General features: G+C 64.5%; 26 protein-coding genes. 16 read left to right on the top strand and 10 right to left on the bottom strand.

Annotated elements, in window-relative coordinates; all coding sequences use genetic code 11:
- Position 1 precedes the first annotated feature (1 nt).
- The 7 genes from BUB39_RS04885 (at position 2) to phnN (ending at position 5,764) form a co-directional block, all read left to right on the top strand.
- Entirely contained in the window at positions 2-1,096 is a 1,095-nt protein-coding gene (locus BUB39_RS04885; protein ID WP_073051848.1) for a carbon-phosphorus lyase complex subunit, read from the top strand.
- Positions 1,093-1,989 (top strand): alpha-D-ribose 1-methylphosphonate 5-phosphate C-P-lyase PhnJ, encoded by an 897-nt coding sequence (locus BUB39_RS04880; protein ID WP_073051847.1) that lies wholly within the window; start codon positions 1,093-1,095, stop codon positions 1,987-1,989. Before BUB39_RS04885 ends, BUB39_RS04880 begins: the two co-directional genes overlap by 4 nt.
- Complete coding sequence (locus tag BUB39_RS04875) at positions 1,986-2,462, top strand: GNAT family N-acetyltransferase (protein WP_073051846.1); 477 nt, start codon at positions 1,986-1,988, stop codon at positions 2,460-2,462. Before BUB39_RS04880 ends, BUB39_RS04875 begins: the two co-directional genes overlap by 4 nt.
- Complete coding sequence (gene phnK / locus BUB39_RS04870) at positions 2,459-3,235, top strand: phosphonate C-P lyase system protein PhnK (RefSeq protein WP_073051845.1); 777 nt, start codon at positions 2,459-2,461, stop codon at positions 3,233-3,235. Before BUB39_RS04875 ends, phnK begins: the two co-directional genes overlap by 4 nt.
- Positions 3,232-3,954 (top strand): phosphonate C-P lyase system protein PhnL, encoded by a 723-nt coding sequence (phnL, locus tag BUB39_RS04865; RefSeq protein WP_073051844.1) that lies wholly within the window; start codon positions 3,232-3,234, stop codon positions 3,952-3,954. The genes phnK and phnL overlap by 4 nt, the downstream gene beginning before the upstream one ends.
- A 72-nt stretch (positions 3,955-4,026) precedes the next feature.
- Positions 4,027-5,178, top strand: coding sequence for an alpha-D-ribose 1-methylphosphonate 5-triphosphate diphosphatase (locus BUB39_RS04860; protein WP_073051843.1), 1,152 nt, complete (start codon positions 4,027-4,029; stop codon positions 5,176-5,178).
- A gap of 7 nt (positions 5,179-5,185) precedes the next feature.
- Complete coding sequence (phnN, locus tag BUB39_RS04855; RefSeq protein ID WP_073051842.1) at positions 5,186-5,764, top strand: phosphonate metabolism protein/1,5-bisphosphokinase (PRPP-forming) PhnN; 579 nt, start codon at positions 5,186-5,188, stop codon at positions 5,762-5,764.
- On the opposite strand, the gene BUB39_RS04850 is transcribed toward phnN, so the two are convergent.
- From BUB39_RS04850 to BUB39_RS04815, 8 genes are all read right to left on the bottom strand, one after another.
- Complete coding sequence (locus tag BUB39_RS04850) at positions 5,742-6,380, bottom strand: GNAT family N-acetyltransferase (RefSeq protein WP_073051841.1); 639 nt, start codon at positions 6,378-6,380, stop codon at positions 5,742-5,744. The genes phnN and BUB39_RS04850 overlap by 23 nt on opposite strands.
- A gap of 74 nt (positions 6,381-6,454) precedes the next feature.
- Complete coding sequence (locus tag BUB39_RS04845) at positions 6,455-7,204, bottom strand: SDR family oxidoreductase (RefSeq protein ID WP_073051840.1); 750 nt, start codon at positions 7,202-7,204, stop codon at positions 6,455-6,457.
- Positions 7,205-7,278: 74 nt separating this feature from the next.
- A complete protein-coding gene (locus tag BUB39_RS04840; RefSeq protein ID WP_073051839.1) occupies positions 7,279-8,124 on the bottom strand; it encodes a sugar phosphate isomerase/epimerase family protein in 846 nt (281 codons plus the stop codon).
- Positions 8,121-9,272, bottom strand: coding sequence for a Gfo/Idh/MocA family protein (locus BUB39_RS04835; RefSeq protein ID WP_073051838.1), 1,152 nt, complete (start codon positions 9,270-9,272; stop codon positions 8,121-8,123). The genes BUB39_RS04840 and BUB39_RS04835 overlap by 4 nt, the downstream gene beginning before the upstream one ends.
- Positions 9,273-9,304: 32 nt before the next feature.
- A complete protein-coding gene (locus tag BUB39_RS04830; RefSeq protein ID WP_073052773.1) occupies positions 9,305-10,348 on the bottom strand; it encodes a sugar phosphate isomerase/epimerase family protein in 1,044 nt (347 codons plus the stop codon).
- Between the two features lie 191 nt (positions 10,349-10,539).
- Positions 10,540-10,944 carry a cupin domain-containing protein gene (locus BUB39_RS04825; RefSeq protein WP_073051837.1) on the bottom strand — a complete coding sequence of 135 codons (405 nt, stop codon included), beginning with the start codon at positions 10,942-10,944 and terminating at the stop codon, positions 10,540-10,542.
- A 32-nt stretch (positions 10,945-10,976) separates the two neighbouring features.
- Complete coding sequence (locus BUB39_RS04820) at positions 10,977-11,807, bottom strand: phosphoenolpyruvate hydrolase family protein (protein WP_073051836.1); 831 nt, start codon at positions 11,805-11,807, stop codon at positions 10,977-10,979.
- A 16-nt stretch (positions 11,808-11,823) separates the two neighbouring features.
- The gene (locus tag BUB39_RS04815) at positions 11,824-13,017 is read right to left on the bottom strand and encodes a Tm-1-like ATP-binding domain-containing protein (RefSeq protein ID WP_073052772.1); all 1,194 of its coding nucleotides are present in this window, start codon (positions 13,015-13,017) and stop codon (positions 11,824-11,826) included.
- A 192-nt stretch (positions 13,018-13,209) separates the two neighbouring features.
- Here BUB39_RS04815 and BUB39_RS04810 point away from each other — a divergent pair, with 192 nt between their 5' ends.
- The 7 genes from BUB39_RS04810 to BUB39_RS04780 all read left to right on the top strand — a co-directional run bounded on the left by BUB39_RS04810 (position 13,210) and on the right by BUB39_RS04780 (position 19,676).
- Positions 13,210-13,914 (top strand): TetR/AcrR family transcriptional regulator, encoded by a 705-nt coding sequence (locus BUB39_RS04810; RefSeq protein WP_073051835.1) that lies wholly within the window; start codon positions 13,210-13,212, stop codon positions 13,912-13,914.
- Between the two features lie 71 nt (positions 13,915-13,985).
- A complete protein-coding gene (locus BUB39_RS04805; RefSeq protein ID WP_073051834.1) occupies positions 13,986-15,299 on the top strand; it encodes an extracellular solute-binding protein in 1,314 nt (437 codons plus the stop codon).
- Positions 15,300-15,392: 93 nt separating this feature from the next.
- Positions 15,393-16,277 (top strand): carbohydrate ABC transporter permease, encoded by an 885-nt coding sequence (locus tag BUB39_RS04800; protein WP_073051833.1) that lies wholly within the window; start codon positions 15,393-15,395, stop codon positions 16,275-16,277.
- Between the two features lies 1 nt (position 16,278).
- Positions 16,279-17,235, top strand: a complete 957-nt coding sequence (locus BUB39_RS04795; protein WP_073051832.1) for a carbohydrate ABC transporter permease — start codon at positions 16,279-16,281, stop codon at positions 17,233-17,235.
- A 15-nt stretch (positions 17,236-17,250) separates the two neighbouring features.
- Positions 17,251-17,448: a hypothetical protein gene (locus tag BUB39_RS04790; RefSeq protein WP_073051831.1), complete on the top strand. Its 198-nt coding sequence runs from the start codon at positions 17,251-17,253 to the stop codon at positions 17,446-17,448.
- A gap of 3 nt (positions 17,449-17,451) precedes the next feature.
- Complete coding sequence (locus tag BUB39_RS04785) at positions 17,452-18,567, top strand: ABC transporter ATP-binding protein (RefSeq protein WP_073051830.1); 1,116 nt, start codon at positions 17,452-17,454, stop codon at positions 18,565-18,567.
- 2 nt (positions 18,568-18,569) lie between these two features.
- Positions 18,570-19,676 (top strand): ABC transporter ATP-binding protein, encoded by a 1,107-nt coding sequence (locus BUB39_RS04780; RefSeq protein WP_073051829.1) that lies wholly within the window; start codon positions 18,570-18,572, stop codon positions 19,674-19,676.
- Between the two features lie 71 nt (positions 19,677-19,747).
- Here BUB39_RS04780 and BUB39_RS04775 read toward each other — a convergent pair whose 3' ends face one another.
- A complete protein-coding gene (locus BUB39_RS04775; RefSeq protein ID WP_073051828.1) occupies positions 19,748-20,077 on the bottom strand; it encodes an L-rhamnose mutarotase in 330 nt (109 codons plus the stop codon).
- A 20-nt stretch (positions 20,078-20,097) separates the two neighbouring features.
- Positions 20,098-20,838: a GntR family transcriptional regulator gene (locus tag BUB39_RS04770; RefSeq protein WP_175561733.1), complete on the bottom strand. Its 741-nt coding sequence runs from the start codon at positions 20,836-20,838 to the stop codon at positions 20,098-20,100.
- 38 nt (positions 20,839-20,876) lie between these two features.
- Here BUB39_RS04770 and BUB39_RS04765 point away from each other — a divergent pair, with 38 nt between their 5' ends.
- Both BUB39_RS04765 and BUB39_RS04760 read left to right on the top strand, forming a co-directional pair.
- A complete protein-coding gene (locus tag BUB39_RS04765) occupies positions 20,877-22,013 on the top strand; it encodes a mandelate racemase/muconate lactonizing enzyme family protein (RefSeq protein WP_073052770.1) in 1,137 nt (378 codons plus the stop codon).
- A 62-nt stretch (positions 22,014-22,075) separates the two neighbouring features.
- Positions 22,076-23,341 carry an ABC transporter substrate-binding protein gene (locus BUB39_RS04760; RefSeq protein WP_084526885.1) on the top strand — a complete coding sequence of 422 codons (1,266 nt, stop codon included), beginning with the start codon at positions 22,076-22,078 and terminating at the stop codon, positions 23,339-23,341.
- The last annotated feature ends 57 nt before the right edge of the window (positions 23,342-23,398 follow it).

The following is a 23,398-nucleotide window of genomic DNA, read 5'->3' as shown; positions in this document are numbered from 1 at the left end:
CATGTATGTCGCGGTCAAAGGTGGCGAGGCAGCCATCGACAACGCCCACGCGCTCCTCGCCCATGAGCGGCGAGGCCCGGAAGAGATTACCGAGATCGCGCCCGACCAGATCGAGCACCAGCTTTCGCTTGCCGTCGACCGCGTCATGGCCGAGGGCTCCCTCTACGACCCGGCGCTGGCGGCGCTGGCGATCAAGCAGGCGCGGGGCGACCTCATCGAAGCGATCTTCCTCGTCCGCGCCTTCCGGACGACACTGCCGCGCTTCGGCCATTCCGATCCGCTCGAGACGGCGAAGATGGCGATCGAGCGCCGCATCTCGGCAACCTACAAGGACCTGCCGGGCGGGCAGGTGCTGGGGCCGACCTTCGACTATACGCATCGCCTGATCGATTTCATGCTCGCAGCAGGGGTCGCGCCGCCGGAGCCTGCCGAGGCTGAGCCCGAGCGCGGCGCGGTGCCCCGCGTCACCGATCTCCTCGACGGCGAGCAGCTGATCGAGGCCGAGCGGGCCGTGGACGACGCGCCGGTCGGCGATCTCACGCGCGCGCCGCTCGATTTCCCGGCCGATCGCGATCTCCGCCTGCAGGCTTTGGCGCGCGGCGACGAGGGCTTCCTGCTGGCGCTCGGCTATTCAACGCAGCGCGGCTATGGCCGCACGCATCCCTTTGTCGGCGAAATCCGCTTCGGCGAGGTCATGGCCGAATTCGTGCCCGAGGAACTCGGCTTCGCCGTGCCGCTCGGCCCCGTCGCGCTCACAGAATGCCAGATGGTCAACCAGTTTCACGGCAATGCCGAGCAGCCGCCGCAATTCACGCGCGGGTATGGCCTCGTCTTCGGCCAGAGCGAACGGAAGGCGATGTCGATGTCGCTGGTCGACCGGGCCCTCAGGACGCGCGAGTTCGGCGAGGATGTCGTTGCCCCGGCGCAGGATGAGGAATTCGTCCTCTCCCACTGCGACAATGTCCAGGCGACGGGCTTCGTCGAGCATCTGAAGCTACCGCACTATGTCGATTTCCAGGCCGAACTCGGACTGGTGCGCCGCATGCGCGCCGAGCACGAGGCCGCCCGCGAGCCCCTGAAGGAGGCGGCAGAATGAACGCGCAGGCGCCGGCCGAGACCGGCTACAATTTCGCCTATCTCGACGAGCAGACCAAGCGGATGATCCGCCGCGCGATCCTGAAGGCGGTCGCCATTCCCGGCTATCAGGTGCCGTTTGCCAGCCGCGAAATGCCGATGCCCTATGGCTGGGGCACGGGCGGCGTGCAGGTGACGGCGGCCGTTCTCGGGCCCAACGATGTTCTGAAAGTCATCGACCAGGGCTCGGACGACACAACCAATGCCGTGTCGATCCGCAAGTTCTTCGCCAAGACAGCCGGCGTCGAGACCACCACGCGGACGACCGAGGCGACCGTCATCCAGACCCGCCACCGCATTCCCGAGACGCCGCTCACTGATGGCCAGATCCTCGTCTACCAGGTGCCGATCCCCGAGCCGCTGCGCTTTCTCGAGCCGCGCGAAACCGAAACGCGCAAGCTGCACGCGCTCGCCGATTACGGCCTGATGCATGTGAAGCTCTACGAGGATATCGCGCGGCACGGCCATATCGCGACGACCTATGACTATCCGGTCGAGGTTGCCGGCCGCTATGTGATGAACCCCTCGCCGACGCCGAAATTCGACAATCCGAAGATGCATCGCTCGCCGGCCTTGCAGCTCTTCGGGGCTGGACGCGAGAAGCGCATCTACGCCGTGCCGCCCTATACGGATGTCGTGAGCCTCGATTTCGAGGACCATCCCTTCGAGGTGCAGCGCTTTGAGAAGCCCTGCGCGCTCTGTGCCGCGACCGGCGTCTATCTCGACGAGGTCGTGCTCGATGATCGCGGCGGGCGGATGTTTGTCTGTTCCGACAGCGATTTTTGCGCGAGCCGCCGCGACGCCGGTCATCGCGGCGAGATGGCGAACGCCGCCCAGCCGGCAGGTCAATCATGACCGGGCTCAGTTTACGCAAGGCCGTCGAGGCCGATCTTCCCGCGCTGCTCGGGCTTTACGGGCAGCCGAGCTTCAACAATGGCCGCACCGTCTCGCTCGAGGCGGCACAGGCGATCTTCGCCCGCATGGCGCTCTATCCCGATTTCGCCGTCTATCTCGTGGAGCGGGATGGCAACGTCGTCGGAACCTTCGCCCTGATGGTGATCGACAACCTCGCCCATTGGGGCATGCCGTCGGCGCTGGTCGAAAATGTCGTCGTCGCGGAAGGCGCGCAGGGCGGTGGCATCGGCGGCTGGATGATGCGCGAAGCGTTCCGGCTGGCGGAGGGGAAAGGGGCGTACAAGGTTGCGCTCTCTTCGAACCTCCGCTCGGACAAGGCGCACCGCTTCTATGAGAGCCTCGGCTTCGAGAAATATGGCTTCAGCTTCAAGCTGGAGCCGCTCCCGGTCCTCGTCGAAGGAGATGTCGCATGAGCGAACTGCCGCTTTTGTCCGCCCGCGATCTCGGCAAGCTCTACGGCCCGCGCATCGGCTGCGAGGCGGTGAGCTTCGACATCCATGAAGGCGAGGTGCTGGCGGTCGTCGGCGAATCCGGCTCGGGCAAGTCGACGCTTCTGAAGCTGCTGTCGACCGAACTGGCCCCGACCTCCGGAAACATCCGCTACCGCATGCGCGATGGCGTCACGCGTGATCTCTTCGCATTGACCGAGGCGGAGCGTCGCTTCCTGCTGCGCACCGATTGGGGTTTCGTGCGTCAGGATGCCCGCGAGGGTCTCCGCATGAGCGTCTCGGCCGGCGGCAATGTCGGCGAGCGGCTGATGGCGGTCGGCGAGCGCCACTATGGCCGCATTCGCGGCACCGCGCTCGATTGGCTTGGCCGCGTCGAGATCGACACCGACCGCATCGACGACCTGCCGCGCGACTTTTCGGGCGGCATGCGCCAGCGGCTGCAGATCGCGCGCAATCTCGTCACGCATCCGCGCCTCGTCTTCATGGACGAGCCGACCTCGGGCCTCGATGTTTCGGTACAGGCCCGGTTGCTCGATCTCGTGCGCGGGCTCGTCGCCGAGATGGGGCTTGCCGTCATCATCGTGACGCATGATCTCGCGGTCGCGCGGCTGCTGTCGCACCGGATCATGGTGATGCGGCATGGCCATGTCATCGAACAGGGCCTCACCGATCAGGTGCTCGACGATCCGCGCGAGGCCTATACCCAGCTCCTCGTCTCCTCGGTGCTCGCAGCATGACCGCCTCAGCCGCCTCTCCGCCGCTCGTCAGCCTTTCCGGCGTCTCCAAGACCTTTACGCTGCATCTGCGCGAGGGCATGCGCATCCGCGTGGTCGACAATGTCGCCTTCGAGGCGCGACCGGGCGAATGCGTCGTGCTGGGCGGACCATCCGGCGCCGGAAAGTCGTCGATCCTCAAGATGATCTACGGCAATTATCGCTGCGACACCGGCACCATCCTCGTCCAGGACGGCGCCGAGAGCGTCGATGTCGCCCGCGCCGAGCCGCGCCGTATCCTGGCGCTTCGGGCTGAAGTCATGGGCTATGTCAGCCAGTTCCTGCGCGTCATCCCGCGCGTCTCGGCGCTCGATATCGTCGCCGCGGCGGCGTCCGAGGGCGGCATGGCGCAGGCCGAGGCCTGGGCGCGAGCCGAACGGTTGCTGACGCTCCTGAACGTTCCCGAGCGGCTGTGGAGCCTGCCGCCCGGCACGTTTTCCGGTGGCGAGCAGCAGCGGGTGAATATTGCCCGTGGCCTCGCGGCCGATCGCCCGCTATTGCTTCTCGACGAGCCGACGGCATCGCTCGATGCGGCCAACCGGGCGGTCGTCGTCCGGCTGATCGAAGAGAAGAAGAAGGCCGGCGCCGCGATCGTGGGCATTTTCCACGACGAGGACGTCCGCGATGCGGTTGCCGACAAGATCGTCGACATGACGGCCTTCGCCACCGAAAAGGCGGCTTGACGGGCCTTGATTGCAGTGTTGCGGCGCTCCTAAGGCGCCGCTTCGGGACCTTGAACCACGGGAAGAGCATCCATGAACGAGCCGCGCAGCTATGTCCTTGAAAATGCGAGCATCGTTCTGCCCGATCGGGTGATCGAGAATGGCTGGATCGCCATCTCGGACGGGCGCATCGCAGAGATCGGCGAGGGAGCCGCCCCGGAGCGCGGCTTCGACGTTCAGGGCGATCATCTCGTACCCGGGCTCATTGAACTGCACACTGACCATCTCGAGAGCCACTTCTCGCCGCGCCCGCATGTGCGCTGGCATGCGCTCGCCTCCGTGATGGCCTATGACGCCCAGATCGCGAGCGCCGGCATCACGACGGTGTTCGATTCGCTGCGCGCCGGCACCGATATCGACGCCAAGCCGATCGGAGCCGACCTGATGGCGCTCGCCGGCGGCATCGAGCAGGCGCGGGCGACCGGACATCTCCGCGTCGATCATCGCACCCATATCCGCTGCGAAATCGCGACGCCCGATGTCGTCGAACATCTGGAAACCTTCGCGGCGCGCTATCCGGTGCATCTGATCTCGCTGATGGATCACACGCCCGGCCAGCGCCAGTTCCGCGATCTCGAAACCTGGCGCCGCTTCTATCTCCGCAACAAGGAGGTCTCGCCCACGCAGGCCGATCACTTCGTGCGCCAGCGCCTCGAACTGCATGATCTCTACGCCAAGGTGAATCGCGCGCGGCTGATCGAGATCGCGGCGGCCAACAACGCCGTGCTGGCGAGCCATGACGATGCCACCGCTGGTCATGCGGCCGAGGCGGCGGGCGAAGGTGTCGCCGTCGCGGAATTCCCGACCACGATAGAGGCTGCCGAGGCGCTGAACGCCGCCGGCATCGTCGTCATGATGGGCGGTCCCAATATCGTTCGCGGCGGTTCGCATTCGGGCAATATCGCCGCCGAGGAACTGGCTCGCGCCGGCCTCCTCGACGTCCTGTCGTCGGACTATGTGCCGGCGAGCCTCCTGATGTCGGCGTTCGAGCTGCCGCGCCGCGCGCCCAATATCGACCTCGCCGCCGCCGTCCGGACGGTCACGGTCACGCCGGCCAAGGCGACGGGCCTGACCGATCGCGGCGCGATCGCGCCGGGGCTCCGCGCCGATCTCGTGCGTGTCCACCTCGTCGAGACGACCCCGATCGTGCGCCAGGTCTGGCGCGAGGGCCAGCGGGTTTCGTGAGGGCGCGATGGCAAGCGGAGCTTTCATCGCCGTCGTCGGACCGAGCGGCGCGGGCAAGGACACGCTGATCGCCCATGCGCGGTCGGCGCTCGCGGGTGGGGAGCGCTTTCTGTTCGCGCGCCGTATGGTGACACGCCCCGCCAATGCCTTCGAGGACCACGACACGATCGACACGGCCAGCTTCGAGGCCGGCCATGCGTCTGGCCGCTTCGCGCTGTCCTGGCGTGCGCATGGCCTCGGCTATGCGCTGCCGGCCTCGATCGCCGAAACCCTTGCGGGCGGCACGCATGTCGTCTGCAATCTCTCGCGCGCGGTCCTGCCGTTGGCACGCAGCCGCTTCGACCGCGTGGTGGTCGTCGAGATCACCGCGCCGCCCGAGGTGCTGGCGGCCCGCCTCGAAGGGCGGGGACGCGAAAGCCGTGCCGCGATCGAGGAGCGGCTCGCGCGCGAAGCGGCGAAGCGCTTCGAACTTCGCCCCGACCTCATCATCATGAACGACCGTCCGGTCGCCGAAACGGGCGGCCGGCTGGTCGCGTTCCTGTCGGCGCTGGCGACCGAGAACGTCAGCGAAACCGCTTCGCCATGATCACCCCGCCGGGATCGAGGTCAGGTGTTTGCAGCGCGATCAGCCCCACTTTTCGATAGAAGGCGAGCGCCGGGAGATTGTCGCGCGCGACGCCGAGGTGAATGCCCGGCGAGCCGCCCGCCGCCAGCGTCTCCATCAGAGTCTCGAGCAGGCGGCGGCCCCAGCCATGTCCCTGCGCTTCCGGCAGCAGGTCGATATGGCCATGCGAGGGATAGGCTTCGGCCAGCGCCAGCGGGTAGTAGGGCATGAAGTCATGCACCTGCCGCCGCTTGGAATCGCTTAGTCGCCATAGGGCCTTGTCGGGACCCGGATCGGCAATGCGCCGGCGCAGCGGCGGCAGCCATTCCTTCTCCATACGGTCATAGAACACCGCGCTGTCGCGCGCGCCCACGACATAGCCGGCGACGCCATTCGGCCCGTCGATGAGGAAGGCGAGGTCCGGCTCCATCACTATGTAGTTGCCGACATAGAGATGGCCGAGAATGTCGGGATCATCGTTCTGCGGCGTCGCGTCCTTGCCGAGATCGCCGGTCAGCATGCAGATGCGGTAGACCGCCGGCAGATCGGCGAGGTCCGCCTTGCGCAGTTGGAAATCGTCGCGGCCGAACGCGCTCATGCCGGGTGGCTCCTCGGTTGGGATGATCGCGTCCGTTCTGCGCGCAGCCGGCGGTGGGGGTCAACCCCGAAGCATCACGCGAGCGTTCGCCCGCCGTTCACCGCGAAGGTCTGGCCGGTGATGAAGCCGCCGCCGGGCGAGGCGAGGAACACCACCATCGCCGCGATATCCTCCGGGATGCCCTGATGGCCGAGCGGCACCTGGCGGCGGTAGGGCTCGAAGGAGTCCGGACTGGCCTCGGCGTGGCGCTCGACTGGAATGAAGCCCGGTGCGACGAGATTGACGCGGATGCCGTCGCCGCCGAGCTCGGTGGCCCAGGAGCGTGTCAGCCCGACCATTGCAGCTTTCGCGGCAACGTAGTGGCCGAAATCAGCATTGCCGATATCGACGACTTCGCTGCCGATATTGATGACGATGCCGCCGCGGCGCGCCTTCCAGTCCGCCAGCACTGCCTGCAGGATCAAGAGCGGCGCCTTCACGAAGAAGCGCAGCTGGTCGAGATGATCGTCCCAGCTCTGCTCCTCGATGGGCTTCATTGGCTGCGGGCCGGTGGCGTTGTTGACGATCAGGCCGATCGGGCCGAGCGCAGCCTCGATCTCGGCAACGCCATGACGAACACTGGCGCGATCCGTGACGTCGAATTTGAACGCGCCGGCTCTTCCCCCGGCCGCCTCGATCGCGTCGACGACACCCGCCGCGCCGGCATCGTCATGGGCGTAATTGACGGCGACGGTCCAGCCCGCGGCACCGAGCCCCTTGGCGATGGCAGCGCCAAGCCCCCGCGAGGCTCCGGTAACGAGTGCCGTCCTGACGTGATCGCCCATGCGCTTGTCCTCCCTGACATCCGGCCCGTTCGCCGGGCAGCCAGCGAAGCACAGGACAAGCCGCTTGTCTCGGCCTACGCGGCTGCCCAGCCGTCCTTCATCAACTTTATCGCGCCTTGATAGACATCCTCGGGCTGGTCGAACAAGGGCCGCCAGACGCGCGTCGCGGCGGCGATGTCCGGCAGGGCCGAGCCAAAGGACTCGACGGTCATCCAACCGTCATAGCCGCTCGCCTTCAGCGCCTTGAACACCGAGGCGAAGTCGATCGGCCCCGTTCCCGGCGTCCCGCGATCGTTTTCCGAGATGTGGACATGGTTGAAGCGCCCGGCGGTTGCGTGGATCGCACGCGCCTGGTTCTTCTCCTCGATGTTGAAATGGAACGTGTCGTAGAGATAGCCGTAGTTCGGGGCGCCCACTGCATCGACCAGCGTCTTGGCGGCAGCGGCTGTGTTGAGGAAATAGCATTCGAAGCGGTTGAGCGGCTCGACCGAAAAACTGACATTGTCCTTCGCTGCATAGGCGGCGGCGGCCTTGTGTACCTCGACGCAACGCGCAAATTCGTCGGTCGTTGGCCCGGCGCCTGAAAAGCGGCCGAGCGTCTGGTGGATCGGGCCGCAGACGAGGTCGGCTCCGAGAGCCGCCGTGCAGTCTGCGAGCCATTTCATGTGATCGAGCGCTGCCGCACGCTCGGCCGGATCGGCGGACGTCGCGTCCGTGCCGGGCGGAAAGAAGGCGACGCCGGTCGAGGCCAGTCCGGCATCCGCAAGGCGGGACCTGACCCAGGCGAAATGGGCTTCCTCGCCGCCGAAGATCGGCACCTCGACGCCGTCATAGCCGGCCGCCTTCAACGCGTCGAGGATCGGCAGATGCTGCTCCTCGAAATGCGCCGTCCAGAGCAGCAGGTTGAAGCCGAACTTCATGCTGTCGCCCCGTCCGCGAGATCGACCCATTGGCCGCTGCGGCCGGAGGCAATGATGGCGTCGCAGATCCGCGTGGTCTCCAGCGCGTCACGGAAAGTCGGCGCCGCCGGCTTGCCGTTTGAGAGCCCCTCCAGGAAGTCGGCCACCTGATGCACGAAGGAGTGCTCGTAGCCGATGATGAGGCCGGGCACCCACCATTTGCCGAGATAGGGATGTTCCCCGTCGGTGACGAGGATCGACGTCCAGCCGCGCAGCGCCCCCGGCGTGCGGTGATCGAACCAGGCGACGCGGTTGAGATCATGCAGATCCCAGGCGAGCGAGCCGTTCTCGCCATTGATCTCGAGCGTATAGGCCGCCTTGTGGCCGCGCGCATAGCGGGTCGATTCAAACGTGCCCAGTGAGCCGTTGGCAAAGCGCGTCATGACAGCGGCCGCGTCGTCGATGCCGACATCGCGCATCGCGCCGGTCGTTGCGTCCTTGCGCTGCTTGACGAAGGTCTCGGTCATCGCGGTCAGGCTATCGATGCCGCCATTCAGCCAGATCGCGGTGTCGAGGCAGTGCGCGAGCAGGTCTCCCGTCACGCCTGAGCCGGCGCTCTCGACGTCGAGCCGCCAGGTGGCCGCGCCGCCCTGCGGCACGTCTGGCGAGATGGTCCAGTCCTGCAGGAACTTTGCTCGATAGTGATAGATGTGGCCGAGCAGGCCTTGGTCGATCATCCGCTTCACGAGCATGACGGCCGGGACGCGGCGGTAATTATACCAGACCATATTGGGCACGCCGGCGGCCTCGACTGCCTCGACCATCGGCTTGCCCTCAGCCTCGGTGCGGGCGAGCGGCTTTTCGCAGAGCACCATCTTGCCGGCCTTGGCGGCGGCGATGGCGATCTCGGCATGGCTGTCATTGGGCGTGCAGATGTCGATCGCGTCGATATCCGCCCGCTCGATCAGCCGCCGCCAGTCGCTCTCGACGGCCTCATAGCCCCATTGCTCCGCAAAGGCCGTTGCCTTCTGCGTATTGCGCGCCGCGACCGCCTTAAGCACCGGCCGGTAGCCCGTATCGAAGAAGTGCGAAACCTTGCTCCAGGCATTGGAATGGGCGCGGGCCATGAAGCCATAACCCACCATGCCGACATTCAGCGTCTTGGTCATTTCGAGCAATCCTTCCCGTCGGCCTTCAAGGCCTATTCCTGCCAGCCATGCGCTTCGCGCACCTTGATCATGGCGCCGAGCACGGCGTTCCAGGTGTCCTGGCTCTCCATGACGGCATTCGGGAACATGCAGCCATCCCAGCTGATATGGCGCATGCGCTTCGTGAGATTGCCCTCACGGTCGCGCAGCCAGTAGCCGGCATGCTTGGTGATATCGAGACGGCCGTTGGGGTCGTTGACCTGGCAGTGGCGGCCGGTCTTCTCGTGATCGCCCGACCCGAACACCGTGCCGTCATTCTGCGCGACGTGGAAATCCATCGTCCAGGGGCGGAGCGCATCCGCGACCTTACGATAGGCGGCATCGAGCGTCGCGGTATCCGACCAATCGAAATCCTTCGGCAGTATCCGGTCATTTTCCGCATTGTATCCGAGCGTATAGAGCATCGAATGCGCCATATCGGCCTGGAAACCGACAACACCCGGCCGGTTCACGGTCTCGAGCAGCCGGACCATTTCACGCCACGAATGCATGCCGCCCCAGCAGATCTCGCCCTCGGCGACGAGGAACTCGTCATAGTCCTCGGCGACATCGGCTGCCTCCGAGAAGGTCTGCGCGATGAGCTTGGTGTTGCCTACGGGGTCCGTGTCCCAGGCCTCGACGCCCACCGAGGAATCGATGCGGATGCCGCCGGTTGGGCGAATGCCAAGCTGGCGCATCTGCTGGCCAATGGCGCAGGCCTTGCGGACCTGCTCGACAAAGCGCTTGCGATCCTCGGCTGAGCCCATGGCCGAGCCGCCGCCAGCACCGTCCCAGATCGGCGCGACGAAGGAACCGACCTTCAGCCCGTAGGACGCGATGTGGTCGCTCATCCGCTTCACCGCGTCCTTGTCGCTGTCGATATCGAAATGCGGCGCGGTGATGAAGAGATCGATGCCGTCGAACTTGACCCCGTTGACTTCGGCATTGGCGGTGAGGCGCAGCAGCGTGTCGAGCGGGATGATCGGCTCGCTGTCGCCGCCCTTGCCGACCACGCCCGGCCAGGCGGCATTGTGCAGTTTCGGATAGGTGTTCGGCATCGGATCCTCCCAGATCGTCTTGTTATTTGCGGCTCTCCTCGCGGCAACCGCCATTTTGTCTGTAGTTGCCGGGCCTGACCCGGCAATCCTGTCTCCATTGGACCGGCTTCCTCTGGCCGCTTCGATCGAACGCCAGTCTGGATTGCCGGGTCAAGCCCGGCAATGACAGGTGGTGCATCTTCGGTGACACCCTACGTCCGCAGATCCTTCCACGGCGCCTCGCCGGCCACCTCGACCGAGACATAGCCATTGACGCCAATGCAGGGGCCGAGGATCGCGACGACATGCGCGTCCTCGCTGCCGGCATTGAATGAGGCATGCACGACGCCCGGCGGGATGAAGGCAGCGTCACCAGGACCGAGCAGGCGCTTTTCCTGTGCCACCCACTGCTCGACCCTGCCGCTGGTGACATAGATCACCTCTTCCTGGTCGGGATGTTTATGGAAGTCGTGGCCCTTGCCGGGCGAGAGCGTGACGTCGATCACCGTGAGTTGGTCGGCGCCGGTGGCTGGCGGATGGCTCATCCAGCGCAGCCGCCCCCAGTCGAGATGCTCCTGCGGTGTCTCCGCGGCGATGATGAATTGACCTTCGGCCATGGCGCACTCCTCCTCCTGCTTGTTGCTCCGGCTCAGAAGGCCAGTTCCTTGAAACGGCGCGTCTGGGCGGTCAGCGCCACTTCGACCGGCAGCCGTTCCATGCTCGATGCGCCATAGAAGCCGTGGCAATGCGCGGTCCGCTGAAGCACGAAAGCGGCATCCTCCGGCATGGCGATCGGGCCACCATGGCAGAGAATGATCACATTGGACCGTACCGCCATCGCCGCTTCGGCGATCGCATCGATCTCCCGCACGCAATCTTCTAGCGATTTGGCTGAAGTCGCGCCGATCGCGCCGCCGGTCGTGACGCCCATGTGTGCGACGATGATGTCGGCGCCCGCTTCCGCCATGGCACGCGCCTCGTCGCCGTTGAAGACATAAGGCGTCGTCAGCATGTCGAGCCGGTTCGCCTCGCGGATCATGTCGACCTCGAGCGAGAAGCCCATTCCGGTCTCTTCGAAGCTCGCGCGCATCACGCCGTCGAACAGGCCGATCGTCGGGAAGTTCTGCACGCCGGAAAAGCCCATCGCCTTCAGCTCGGCGAGGAACTGCGGCATCAGCACGAACGGGTCTGTGCCGTTGACGCCAGCAAGCACCGGGGTGTGCCTCACGACCGGCAGCACTTCGTGCGCCATGTCCTTCACGATCTCATTGGCGTTGCCATAGGCGAGCAGCCCCGCCGCGGAGCCGCGGCCCGCCATCCGGTAGCGGCCGGAATTGTAGATGATGATGAGGTCGATGCCGCCCGCTTCCTCGCATTTCGCCGAAAGACCGGTTCCCGCACCGCCGCCGATGATCGGCACGCGGCGCTGAACCATGTCGTTGAACTTGTCGAGGATCTGCTGGCGGGGAATGAAGGGCATCCGCCTTCCTTTCGTATCAATCTGCGATGTCGTGGAAATGCCGGACGAGCGCATCGGCGAAGTCCGGGTCGTTGATATGCAGCGGCAGCCGAACGAGCTGCCTCCGGGTGGTCTGCACCACTGTCGCCTCCAGGGCGTCGAACAGGGCCGCATCGGCATCGGGATCGTGGAACGCGCCGCCTGCGATATCGAGCGCCGAGACCCCGCGCTCGGGAATCAGGAAACGGACGGGCCCTGCGCAGGCATTGAGCTTCTCGCCGATGAAGATGCCAAGAGCCCGGTTTTCTTCCAGCGTCGTGCGCATCAGCGTGATGTTGGGATTGTGCTTGTAGAGCAGGCGGCCCCGATACTGTTCCGGCACGGTGTCGATTGCCCAGAAATTGACCATGTCGAGCGCACCCACGGAACCGACATAGGGGATGCCGCTGCGTGCGATGGCACCGAGCCGGTCGCCGCCGGCTGACAGCACGCCGCCGAAGAGATGATCGGCGATCTCGGTCGTCGTGACGTCGATGACGCCGACCAGCATGGCGCTGTCGACGAGCTTCTCCATCGCCCGCCCGCCAGTTCCCGTGGCGTGGAACACGAGGCAGTCATGCGCGTCGCGCAAGAGCTCCGCCACGCGCGTGACGCAAGGGGTCGTGACTCCGAACATCGTCAGCCCGATTGGCGGCTTGCCGCTGGTCTGGATCACCGGATAGCGCACCATGCCCATGATCGCATGTGCGGCATTCTGGAGGACGAGGCGGCTGATCTGGTTCAGCCCCGCGAGGTCGGTCACCGATGGGACCATGACGATGTCGGATACGCCGACATAGGGACCGACATCGCCCGAGGCGAGCGTCGAGACCATGAGCTTCGGCAGGCCGACGTCTAGGTCCCGCATGCCGGCTGTGATGATCGACGTTCCTCCGCCGCCACCGATGCCGATGACGCCGCCGATATCGGTCCGGCTGGTGATGAAGCGGGTGAACGCGTCGGCCATGGCGGCAACAGCAGTCCCGCGATCGGTAAGGCCGAGCACGGCCCCTGGTCCGTCCGGATGATGTGCAGCCACCGCGGCTGCGGGAATGTCGGCGTCGATCGTCGAAGGCCGCGTGCCGACATCGACGAGCATCGACACCATGCCCGCGGCGTCGATGACGCTTTTCAGGAAGTCGAGTTCCTCGCGCTTCGTGTCCGCCGTGCCGACGATATAGATGCGCTTCATGGCGTCCTCGAACAACTGGCCGTTCCGGCAGAGGAGCCGCATGGCCAAGCGGAAGGGTTGGCCGAAGCGGCGGCTGCCGGCCGTTAGAAGTGGCTGATTTGTTGGTCTTTCGCGCCTTCGGGTGGCCTCCCAGACATCAGAAGGGCGAATTGGCTGGTTGCAAAGTCTCTGAGACGAGCGTATCGTATTGGCATGTCAGTCTCAGGTCAAGAGCAGCAGGAACGGCCGGTCGAGAAGGGGCCGCGCGGTCGCATGAAGCGGCTGATGCTGGATACGGCGCTCCGTCTGATGCAAGACGGCGGCAGCCCATCGGTTTCGGACGTCGCGGAGGCGGCGCAGGTTTCACGCGCCACGGCCTATCGCTATTTCCCGAGCCAGGCGGCGATGATCCAGGCGGCTGTCGACGATGCGCTGGGGCCGGTGCTGGACTGGAAGCCAGCGGACGGCGATGCGGCGACGAATGTCGCGGCGCTGTTCAGCTTCGCCTTCAGGCGGATGGAAGCCTATGAGGCGACGCATCGCGCGGCCCTGTTGCTGGCGCTCGACCAGTGGCAGCGCCGACGCGCCGGAACGCTTGGCGCCGAAGCGCGCGTAGTGCGCGGAAACCGGCGCGGGTTGCTCAAGGCGGCGGTCGCGCCGCTCGATGCCGAGATCGGCCACGAGGCTGCCGAGCGGGTGACGCAGGCGCTGTCGCTGGTCTTTGGCATCGAGGCGATCGTCATCCTAAAGGATATCTGGGGCCTCGATGCGAAGGGAGCCGAGGCTGTGGCAAGTTGGGCGGCATCCGCCCTGATCCGGCAGGCACTTCTGGAGGCGCGGGAGGGAGAGACCCGCGCCGACACCGAAGTCCTGGACCCGGGCAAGGGAGAAAGGAAGACGCACAAGAAGGGGGCCTAGCCGCTCATACGGCCAGGCAAGCTGCCGACCCCTGAAGAATAATGGCAGTGGGAGAGGGAGGAGAAAGTCAGATGAGGAAGAACCTCAAGCTGTTGCTGGCCGGGGCGGCATTCACGCTGGCCGGCGCGGCGAGCGCTCATGCGGAGGATCTCACGATCTTCTGGGCGGAGTGGGATCCGGCGAACTACCTGCAGGAACTCGTCAACGAATACGCCGCTGAATCGGGCGACACGATCACCGTCGAAACCACGCCCTGGTCCGATTTCCAGACCAAGACATTTGCCGAGTTCAACGCGCACGGCGATGCCTATGACATGGTCGTCGGCGACAGCCAGTGGCTCGGCGCGGGCGCGACGCAGGGTCACTATGTCGACCTGACGGATTTCTTCAACGCGAACAAGCTGAACGACGTCATGGCGCCGGCCACCGTCAAGTACTATGCCGAATATCCCGGCGGCAGCGGCAAATACTGGGCGATCCCGCTCGAGGGCGACGCCGTCGGCTGGGCCTACAGGAAGGACTGGTTCGAAGACCCGAAGGAGAAGGAAGCGTTCAAGGCCAAATATGGCTACGATCTCGCGATTCCCGAGACCTACGCCCAGTTGCGCGATATTGCTGAGTTCTTCTATCGCCCTGATGAGAAGAAATACGGGGTGGCGATCTATACCGATAATTCCTACGACGCCATGGCAATGGGCGTCGAGAGCGCGATCTTCTCCTATGGCGGCGAACTCGGCGACTATGCCACCTACAAGGTCGACGGCATCATCAATTCCAAGGAAGCGGTGGCCGGCCTCGAGATGTACAAGGAACTGTACAAGTTCACGCCTCCGGGTTGGGGCAAGACGTTCTTCATCGAGGACAATCAGGCTATCACCGAAGGCCTGTCGGCGATGAGCATGAACTTCTTCGCTTTCTTTCCACCGCTCGTGAACAAGTCGACCAATCCCAACGCCGACGTCACCGGCTTCTTTGCCAACCCGGCGGGCCCGGATGGCAAGCGCTTCGCCGCGCTCGGCGGACAGGGCATCTCGATCGTCTCCTATTCGAAGAAGCAGGAGGCCTCGAAGAAGTTCCTCGAGTGGTTCATCAAGGATTCGACGCAGAAGCGTTGGGCTGAACTCGGCGGCTACACGGCAAGCCAGGCCGTGCTGAAGTCTCCCGAGTTCCAGAATGCCACGCCCTATAACAAGGCGTTCTACGACACGATGTTCATGGTGAAGGACTTCTGGGCGACTCCGGAATATGCGGAGATCCTCGATCAGTTCAACCAGAACATCTACCCCTATGTCGTCGGCAACAAGGGTACGGCGCAGGAAGCACTGGACAAGACGGCCAAGGACTGGACCGCGACGTTCAACAAATACAACCGCTACAGCAACTGACCGGTCATCGGTCCCGTCCGGGGGCGTGAAAGCCCCCGGATATTCATTTGCTCGACCCCCGGGAGGCGGTGCGTGACCAGTGTGGCGACCAAAATGGATTCCTTGGCGCGGCCCGCCCAGCGGCGCGGCCTCAGCGATCTTGGAATTCGAAATCTCTTCATCATTCCGACGGTCCTGTTCCTGATCGTCTTCAACATCTTTCCGCTGATCTATTCGCTCGGCTATTCCTTCACGGATTTCAGCGCTTCCGCGAATGCTCCGGCGAACTTCGTCGGCCTCAGGAACTATCGCGAGCTGCTCGGCGACGAGAACATCTGGGCGAATTTCGTCATCACGGCGAAATACGTCATCATCTCGGTGAGCGGCCAGATGATCGTCGGCTTCGGCCTCGCATTGCTGCTCAATCGGACCTTTCCGATGAAAGGTCTCGTGACCACGCTGCTGCTCCTGCCGATGATGATGTCGGCGGCCGTGGTCGGGCTCTTCTGGAAGCTGCTCTACGACCCGTCCTGGGGCATCATCAACTATGCCCTCGGCCTCGGCGATTTCGCCTGGCTTTCCAATCCCGATGCCGCGCTCTTCGCGATCGCCATCACCGATATCTGGATGTGGGCGCCCTTCGTCATGCTGCTGTCGCTCGCGGGTCTCTCGGCCGTGCCGAAATATCTCTATGAGGCTGCTGCCATCGACCGTGCCGGGACCTGGTACACGTTCCGGCGCATCACCTTGCCACTGGTCGCACCGATCCTGCTCATCGCCCTGATCTTCCGCACTATGGAAGCCTTCAAGACGTTCGACATCGCCTACATCATGTCGACGCAGCCAACCACGGAAGTCATCGCGATCCGGCTTTACAAGCAGGCGTTCCAGCAATGGGATACCGGCAAGTCCTGCGCGCTCGCCTATATTGTCCTGATCATGGTTCTGGCGATCACCAACATCTATGTGAAGTATCTCAACAAGGTGAAGGAGCGCTAGGATGGCGGCCGTCAAGTCTTCCGGCCGCGCTGCGGTCAATCGCCTCGCCGTTGTCGGCGTGATCATCGCGACTCTGATCTTCCTTGCGCCGATCTACTGGATCGCCTCGACGGCATTCAAGCCGCGCGCGCTGGCAACGACCGTCCCGCCGACCGTGCTGTTCCAGCCGGAAATCACGTCGTTCATCAAGCTCTTCGTGAAGCGGGTGCAGATGAACAAGGCGGTCGATCCGGCCACCTATGCCGCCGCTCCCTGGTGGGAGCAGCGCATCATGGACAATGGCGAGCGCGTGCTGCGCACTGGCGATAATGTGCAACTGTCGGGCTATCCCAGCCGCTTCATGAACAGTCTCATCATCGCGATCACCTCGACAGTGCTCGCGGTCGGCATGGGGACCTTCACGGCCTATGGCTTCTCGCGCTTCAGGGTCAAGGGGGAGGCGGATCTGCTCTTCTTCATCCTGTCGACGCGCATGTTGCCGCCGATCGTCGTCGCCATCCCAATGTTCCTGATGTACCGGGCCGTCGGGCTCACCGACACGCATATCGGCCTGATCATCCTCTATATCGCCTTCAACCTCTCTTTCTCGGTCTGGCTCATGAAAGGGTTCATGGACGAGATTCCGAAGGAATATGAGGAGGCGGCGCTGGTCGACGGCTATACGCGCATGCAGGCCTTCTTCAAGATCGTGCTGCCCGAAGCGGCGACCGGCATCGCCGCCACCGCGGTGTTCTGCTTCATCACCGCCTGGAACGAATATGCCTTCGCGCTGATCATGACCAACCGGCGCGCCCAGACGGCGCCGCCCTTCATTCCCTCGCAGCTTGGCTCGGGCCTGCCGGACTGGACGGTCATTGCCGCCGGCACCTTCCTGTTCCTGCTGCCGGTGGCGATCTTCACCTTCGCTCTTCGCGGCCATCTGCTGCGCGGCGTGACCTTTGGCGCCATCCGCAAGTAGAGGGAGGCAGAACCCATGAACTTCCGTGAATTGAGCGCTCGCTGGATCGAGCCGGGTTCCATGGCCTTGATGGTCGGCGGGATCATCGCCCTCTGCCAGCCCTGGCACCATGGCCTCCATTCCTGGAGCGTCGCCATCATCCTCGTCGGACTTGTCGGCTTCAACATCGCCGCGCATGTGCCGAAGCCCCTTCCAGACGGCAAGGACGCCTGACCTATGGCCGAGATCGTCCTTTCCAACGTCCAGAAGTTCTTCGGCACGGTTCAGGTCATCCGTGACCTGAACCTCACGATCGCCGACCGCGAATTCGTTGTGCTGCTCGGCCCGTCCGGCTGCGGCAAGACGACGACGCTGCGCGCGATCGCCGGTCTCGAGGACATCACCTCGGGCGAGATCCGCATCGACGGCAAGCCGGTGCAGGATCTCGAAGCCTCGGAACGCGACATCGCCTTCGTGTTCCAGCTCTATGCTCTCTATCCGCATCTGACGGTGTTCGAGAACATCGCCTTTCCACTGCGCGCCGCGGGCGGCGCCCGCGCCGATGTCGAGCGCGAGGTCAATGCCGTCGCCCGCGCGCTCGATATCGGCCATTTCCTCGGCAAGCGGCCTTCGGCGCTCTCGGGCGGCGACATGCAGCGCGTCGCTATTGGCCGCGCTTTGGTCCGGCGTCCGAAGGCTATCCTGATGGACGAGCCGATCGGCGCGCTCGATGCAAAGCTCCGCGAGGACATGCGCACCGAGCTGAAGCGGCTCCATATCGAGAACAAGGCCACCTCGGTCTATGTCACGCATGATCAGGTTGAGGCGATGTCGCTCGCCGACCGGATCGTCGTGATGAGCGAGGGCGTGCTGCAGCAGGTCGGAACGCCGATCGAGGTCTACCAGAACCCGGCCAATCTCTTCGTGGCGCAGTTCATCGGCAGCCCGGTGATGAACATTTCCGACGCGAAGCTCGAGACCGAGGGCGGGCAAGCTAAGGTGCGGCTCGGCAATGCCAGCGAGGCTTTCGGCGTTCCAGTGACGTTGCCGCGCGCGATCGAAGCAAGCGGGCGCGGCGATGGCGGGCTTTCGCTCGGCATTCGTCCAGAGGGCGTGATCGTCGCGCATCAGCCCGGCGAGGGGCTCGTGCCGCTCGAAGCGCATGTCATCGAGCCCCTCGGAGCCTATGACATCGTCGACCTCAAGGTCGGCTCGGGCGTGCTTCGCGCCCGCACGGTCTCCGGTTTCGTCGGCAAGCCCGGCGACACCGTCTTCGCGCGTCTCGACGAAAACCAGACGCATTTCTTCGACACGAGGTCCGGGCAGTCGCTGGGCGTGAGACTGGGAGCGTAGAGATGGCGCATGTCCGCTTGAACGGCATCACCAAGCGCTTCGGCGCCCATACGGCGCTGGAAAATCTCGATCTCGAAATCGAGGACGGCCAGTTCTTCGTCTTGCTGGGGCCGACCGGCGCCGGCAAGACGACGACGCTGCGGCTCATCGCCGGGCTAGAGAAGCCGACCGCCGGCTCGATCGAGATCGGCGGCGTCGATGTCGGCGATTGGGGCGCGGCCGAGCGTGACGTCGCGCTGGTCCTCCAGCAATATTCGCTTTATCCGCGCTATACCGTGCGGCAAAACCTCGAATTCCCGCTGAAATCGAACATCCGCCGCATGGCGCAACCCGATATCGACCAGCGCGTTGCTCGCGCCGCCAAGACGCTGCGCATCGAGCATCTTCTCGAGCGCAAGGTCGATCGGTTGTCGGGCGGCGAGATGCAGCGCGTCTCGATAGGCCGGGCCATCGTGCGCTCGCCGCGTATCTTCCTCATGGACGAACCGCTCAGCAATCTCGACGCTAAGCTGCGCGAAACGCTGCGATCCGAGCTCAAGGACCTGCAGATGAAGCTCGGCGCCACCTTCCTGTTCGTCACGCACGACCAGATCGAGGCGATGTCGATGGGCGATAAGGTGGGCGTTCTCAATGACGGGCGGCTCGCCCAGGTCGGCACGCCCTACGAGATCTATCATCATCCACGCGACACCTATGTCGCCGGCTTCGTCGGGTCGCCGGCGATGAACCTCCTTCCCGCCGATCTCCTTGGCGACCGGATGCGGGTTCCTTCGGGGGCGATCGAATTTGCGGTTGGTCCGGCGCTGCGCGCCCGGCTTGGCCGCAGCAGCGGGCCCATCACGCTCGGCATTCGCGCGGAGAATGTCCATCTCGACCCGGCCGGATCCATCGAGGCACGTGTCTGGGGCGTCGAAAATCATGGCGTCGAGAAGATCGTCACCTTGAAGACCGGCGACTGCCTTTTCAAGGCGACGATGCCGGCGACGATCGCGACCGCGATCGACGAGCCGATGCGGCTAAGCTTCGATCAGAGCCGCCTGCATGCTTTCGATGCGGCGACCGGACTCAATCTCTCGCTGGAAGGACGCGCACTGGAGGCGGCTGAATAGGCGTGTCCTTCAGCCGCCATGCCCGGGCGCAGCCTGGGCATCCGAGCCTTGCCGAGTTCGGCCGAAAAGGCTCAATCGAGGTGAAAGACCTCGTCCATCGCCGCCCACCACTCGCCTGACTTCGCCGAGGCGAGCGGCTGCTGGCAGGGATCGGTCTGCGCCAACCAGGCCTGGACGGCCGGCTCCTGCCCGAGCCGCGCTGCGTCGGCCGACCAATCGGCGCCATGATATTCCCAGGTGCCGAACAGGAGATTTTCCGGCTCGCGCAGATAGATCGTGTAATTGCGCACGCTGGCTGCAGACAGCAGCGCATTGACCTCGGCCGATCCCGCCGCGTGCAGGCGCTTGTACTCCTCGATTGCTTCTGCCTTGATGGCGATGACCATGCCCATCCGCTGCATGACGTTCTGTCTCCCGCTCTTCAAAAAATGCCCATGGTCCGCTGCAGCGCCTGCGTGAAATGCAGTTGCAGCGAGGCCTCAGCGCGATCCGGGTCGCGCGCGAGGCAGGCGTCGAGCAGGTCGAGATGCTCCTTGAGCGTTCGCAGCACGATCGGGCCGGACAGCGTGCGGTCGAGCCGGATCAGCTGCAGATAGTTGTGAACGCGGCGGTAGGTCGATTCGATCAGCGGGTTGCCGAGCGCGCCGATGATCTCGAAATGCAGCAGCGCATCCAGCGCCACGGCCTCGCGCGCAACGTCAGCTGTAAATCCCGTCTCGGCCAGCAGCGCGATGCAGGCCTCGTGTCGGACGCGGATCGCCATGATCCGTTCCGGCGTCGCCATCTCAGCGAAGACGCGCACGGCCGGCCGCTCCAGCACCGAGCGGAACTGATAGGTGTGCCGCGCGAACTCGAAATCCGGCTTCAGGAAACGGATGCCAGAGCGCGGGTGAATCGTCAGCAAGCCCTCTGTCTGGAGCACGCGCAGCGCATCGCGCAGCGGCGCAACGGGCACCCCGACGATTCCCACCAAATCGTTTTGCGAGACGAAGGCGCCGGCCGGCAGGCGGCGCGCGAACAGCATCTCCAGAATGCGCTCATAGGCGAGCTCGCTCAGCGAGAGCGTCGTGCCTTCACGCTCCGGCCGCTCAGGCGATGTGAGCGGTTCAGCCTCGGCTTGCGCAACGATTGCATCTGATCTATCAGATGGCCTCTGTGGCATATCAAATCCCGTGATTGATGGATCAGGCGACTCATATCATGCGCATCGTCGATTTTCGACTGACCCGTTTCCAGTTTGCACGCGATCGTGTGATCGGCGACAGCCAGGTTCGCATCGAGCATGCCCACGTGGCGGCGCTGGAATTGATCTCCGACACGGGGCTCACCGGCCTTGGCTTCGTCTTCTCGCTGTTCAACCCTCTGCCCTCCCTCGACGAGATCGAGCGGTTGTTCCGCGGCGAGGTCTGGCCAAATCTCGAGGGGCAGGAGCCGGCCGCGCTGGTGCATAAGGTGCGCCGGCCACGCGGCGGCAACATACGAGGCGCCTCGCTCGCCTTTGGCGAGGGCGTCGACCAGGCGCTGTGGGACCTCACGGCGAAGCAGCTAGGCCTGCCGCTCTGGAAACTGCTCGGCGGCACGAAGGAGCGCGTGAAGGCCTATGCCAGCGGGCTCGATTATCATCTCTCGGACGATGATTACTGCGCGCTGTTCGAACACGCCGCTTCGATCGGCTACACGGCCTTCAAGATCAAGGTCGGCCATCCGGACATCGAACGCGACTTGCACCGGCTCGACCTGCTGGTGAAGACGGTCGGTAAGCCTGAGGCGATCATGATCGACGCCAATGAAGGCTGGTCGCCACAGGATGCCGTGCGCCGGCTCAACATCATCAACAAGGCCGGTTTTGACATCCTCTGGATTGAGGATCCCTGCCTTCGCTTCGATTTCGAGGGCCTGAAGATGATCCGCGCGGGCTGCCCTTTCACGCTGGTCAATTCGGGCGAGTATTTCGACGCCTCCGGCAAGCGGGCGCTGATGGAAGCGCGCGGCACCGACATGATCAACGTGCACGGCCATGTCTCGGAAGTGATGCGCATCGGCTGGCTTGCCGCCGAATATGGCATCCCGGTCAGCCTCGGAAATTCGGTGCTCGAGATCGGCATCAATATGGCGATCGCGCTGCCCGAGGTCGAATGGCTCGAATACTCGTTCCAGAATTTTGATCATCTGATCGAGCAGCCGATCGAGATTCGCGACGGCTACGCCTATCGGCCGGAGCGTCCCGGCCATGGCCTCGTGCTGAGCGAGACCGCACGCCGCGACCACGCGATACCGGATGTGCGTGCAGCGGCCGACCTGCCGCCGGCGCCGTTTAATCCGCGCCTCGCACATTGAGCGATACGGACCGCCGGGAGGGCGGTCCGCCGGGAATAGAGTTCGCAAGGGAGGAGATGCGAATGACTTTGACACGACGGGCGCTTTGCGCCGGAACGATGCTCGCCGCAGCTTTTGCCGTCTCGGTTGGCGTCGCCAGTGCCGATACGACGCTCACCGTCTGGGATTGGAAGTCGGGGGACCCGACGACGCAGCCCTATTTCGACGCGGTGAAGAAGGACTTCGAAGCCGCCCATCCGGGCGTCACGGTCAAATACGTCATGCAGCCGCATGACCAATATTACACGCTGCTCGGCACCGCGATCTCGGCAGGCCAAGGCCCCGATGTCGTGCTCCTGCATGGCGGATCCCAGACAAAAGAGCGCACCGGCGCGCTGGTGAAGCTCGACGACAATATCGCCGACATCAAGGGCCGCATCGCCGGCTGGCCGGAATTCACTGGAGCCGATGGCGACGCCTATGCCGTGCCGATCTCGATCCAGGGCTTTGCGGTCTACTACAACAAGGATCTCTGGCAGAAAGCCGGTCTCGATCCCAACAAGACGCCCAAGAACTGGGCTGATCTCGAAGCGGTCTGCGCCGCGTTGAAAAAGGCCGGCACGACCTGCTTCGCGCTCGGTAACAAGGAAGGCTTTGGTGCCGACTTCTTCCTGTCGGCGGTGGCGGCCAATGGCTGGACGGCGGCACAGCAGGAAGCCTGGACCAAGGGTGACCTCAAATGGTCAAGCCCGGAAGTGAAGGCGATCGTCGACGCGTGGGTCGCGACCAAGGGCGCTGGCTGGTATGCCGAAGGCGCCAATTCGACCGCGAAGTTCATGGACGAATATGAGAGCTTCGAGCGCGGCGAAAACGCCAACACGATCGGTCTCATCTCCGACGTCGCGCACTGGATGGAGTTCGACGATTTCCTCGGCGCCGACAAGGTTGGCGTCTATGTCATGCCGCCGGTCGCGGGCGGCGATGGCTCGCTGAAGCTGCCGCTCGCCGGCGGCATCGGCTACGGCGTCACTAACTTCTCGCCGAACAAGGATCTCGCGATCGCGCTCGCCAAGAGCTTCGCCGATACGCCGCATATGCAGGTCTTCTTCGAGTCCGCCGGCGCAATTCCCGCTGACACCAAGGTGGACACCTCGAAGGTCGAAAGCCCTTCTGCCAAGCAGATTCTCGCCTGGCTCGCGGATGGCGTGCCGCTCGCGCACAACAACATGTCGACCGCCGAGACGGAGGAGTGGCACCGCCAGAGCCAGTTGCTCTTCACCGGCGAGACCACCGTCGACAAGGCGCTCGCCCGCATGGACGAGGTCCAGGCGCAAGCCAAGAAGAAGTAGGCGTTTCGCCCGTTTCCAGCGCCGTCATGGCCGGGCCTCGCCCGGCCATCCACGCCT

It is taken from the genome of Kaistia soli DSM 19436, assembly GCF_900129325.1.
GTDB classification, from domain to species: domain Bacteria; phylum Pseudomonadota; class Alphaproteobacteria; order Rhizobiales; family Kaistiaceae; genus Kaistia; species Kaistia soli.
This window is presented reverse-complemented; position numbering and strand designations above follow the sequence as displayed.

Bases quoted from the DNA above. Each gene is read 5' to 3' on its own strand.
- phnN (WP_073051842.1), top strand. From the start codon at position 5,186: ATGGCAAGCGGAGCTTTCATCGCCGTCGTCGGACCGAGCGGCGCGGGC.
- BUB39_RS04860 (WP_073051843.1), top strand. From the start codon at position 4,027: ATGAACGAGCCGCGCAGCTATGTCCTTGAAAATGCGAGCATCGTTCTG.
- BUB39_RS04790 (WP_073051831.1), top strand. From the start codon at position 17,251: ATGAACTTCCGTGAATTGAGCGCTCGCTGGATCGAGCCGGGTTCCATG.
- BUB39_RS04815 (WP_073052772.1), bottom strand. From the start codon at position 13,017: ATGAAGCGCATCTATATCGTCGGCACGGCGGACACGAAGCGCGAGGAA.
- BUB39_RS04845 (WP_073051840.1), bottom strand. From the start codon at position 7,204: ATGGGCGATCACGTCAGGACGGCACTCGTTACCGGAGCCTCGCGGGGG.
- BUB39_RS04810 (WP_073051835.1), top strand. From the start codon at position 13,210: ATGTCAGTCTCAGGTCAAGAGCAGCAGGAACGGCCGGTCGAGAAGGGG.
- BUB39_RS04885 (WP_073051848.1), top strand. From the start codon at position 2: ATGTATGTCGCGGTCAAAGGTGGCGAGGCAGCCATCGACAACGCCCAC.
- BUB39_RS04795 (WP_073051832.1), top strand. From the start codon at position 16,279: ATGGCGGCCGTCAAGTCTTCCGGCCGCGCTGCGGTCAATCGCCTCGCC.
- BUB39_RS04825 (WP_073051837.1), bottom strand. From the start codon at position 10,944: ATGGCCGAAGGTCAATTCATCATCGCCGCGGAGACACCGCAGGAGCAT.
- BUB39_RS04830 (WP_073052773.1), bottom strand. From the start codon at position 10,348: ATGCCGAACACCTATCCGAAACTGCACAATGCCGCCTGGCCGGGCGTG.
- BUB39_RS04840 (WP_073051839.1), bottom strand. From the start codon at position 8,124: ATGAAGTTCGGCTTCAACCTGCTGCTCTGGACGGCGCATTTCGAGGAG.
- BUB39_RS04775 (WP_073051828.1), bottom strand. From the start codon at position 20,077: ATGCAGCGGATGGGCATGGTCATCGCCATCAAGGCAGAAGCAATCGAG.
- BUB39_RS04805 (WP_073051834.1), top strand. From the start codon at position 13,986: ATGAGGAAGAACCTCAAGCTGTTGCTGGCCGGGGCGGCATTCACGCTG.
- BUB39_RS04780 (WP_073051829.1), top strand. From the start codon at position 18,570: ATGGCGCATGTCCGCTTGAACGGCATCACCAAGCGCTTCGGCGCCCAT.
- BUB39_RS04875 (WP_073051846.1), top strand. From the start codon at position 1,986: ATGACCGGGCTCAGTTTACGCAAGGCCGTCGAGGCCGATCTTCCCGCG.
- BUB39_RS04770 (WP_175561733.1), bottom strand. From the start codon at position 20,838: ATGCCACAGAGGCCATCTGATAGATCAGATGCAATCGTTGCGCAAGCC.
- BUB39_RS04835 (WP_073051838.1), bottom strand. From the start codon at position 9,272: ATGACCAAGACGCTGAATGTCGGCATGGTGGGTTATGGCTTCATGGCC.
- BUB39_RS04850 (WP_073051841.1), bottom strand. From the start codon at position 6,380: ATGAGCGCGTTCGGCCGCGACGATTTCCAACTGCGCAAGGCGGACCTC.
- BUB39_RS04880 (WP_073051847.1), top strand. From the start codon at position 1,093: ATGAACGCGCAGGCGCCGGCCGAGACCGGCTACAATTTCGCCTATCTC.
- BUB39_RS04760 (WP_084526885.1), top strand. From the start codon at position 22,076: ATGACTTTGACACGACGGGCGCTTTGCGCCGGAACGATGCTCGCCGCA.
- phnK (WP_073051845.1), top strand. From the start codon at position 2,459: ATGAGCGAACTGCCGCTTTTGTCCGCCCGCGATCTCGGCAAGCTCTAC.
- BUB39_RS04765 (WP_073052770.1), top strand. From the start codon at position 20,877: ATGCGCATCGTCGATTTTCGACTGACCCGTTTCCAGTTTGCACGCGAT.
- BUB39_RS04800 (WP_073051833.1), top strand. From the start codon at position 15,393: ATGGATTCCTTGGCGCGGCCCGCCCAGCGGCGCGGCCTCAGCGATCTT.
- phnL (WP_073051844.1), top strand. From the start codon at position 3,232: ATGACCGCCTCAGCCGCCTCTCCGCCGCTCGTCAGCCTTTCCGGCGTC.
- BUB39_RS04820 (WP_073051836.1), bottom strand. From the start codon at position 11,807: ATGCCCTTCATTCCCCGCCAGCAGATCCTCGACAAGTTCAACGACATG.
- BUB39_RS04785 (WP_073051830.1), top strand. From the start codon at position 17,452: ATGGCCGAGATCGTCCTTTCCAACGTCCAGAAGTTCTTCGGCACGGTT.